Below are 490 nucleotides of genomic sequence, written 5' to 3'. Positions count from 1 at the left end.
CCGCCGCCGTGGTGGCGGTGATGCTGGGCGTGGCGCTGGGGTTGGCGGTGCACGTCATCAACGCCTCGGCGCTGGACGAGTTCTCGCAGGCGGTGCGCTCCATCAGCGGCCAGCCCGACCTCACGCTGCGCGCCGCGCAGGGCTCGCTGCCGGAATCGCTCTATGCCGAAGTCGCCGCGCACCCCCAGGTGGCGCTGGCGAGTCCCTGGCTGGAGCTGACGGCGCAGGCCGCCGCCGACCCCGAGAACCTTCCCACCTTCGGGCCAGACCGCAACGCGGCAACGGACGACCCTGCAGCCGCTGGACCGCGCGTGGCACTGCGCGTCGTGGGCATCGACGCCTTGGTGGTGCCTGCCGTTGCGCCCGACCTGATGCCCCGGGCAGCGCCCGCGGCCCCGCGCCTGGCGCTGTTGGCCCCCGCCACCGTGTTCCTCAACGCCGCGGCGCTGCGGGCGCTGGGCTTCACGGCGGCCCTGCGCGGCGACGAGCC

The 490-nt window shown here is 75.5% G+C and carries 1 pseudogene; it reads left to right on the top strand.

Going from position 1 to position 490, the window contains the following annotated elements:
* Window positions 1-490: pseudogene (locus A612_RS15765) on the top strand (ABC transporter permease); the annotation flags it as partial.

The sequence above is a fragment of the Melaminivora alkalimesophila genome (genome assembly GCF_000282995.1).
Lineage (GTDB): Bacteria > Pseudomonadota > Gammaproteobacteria > Burkholderiales > Burkholderiaceae_C > Melaminivora > Melaminivora alkalimesophila.
This window is presented reverse-complemented; position numbering and strand designations above follow the sequence as displayed.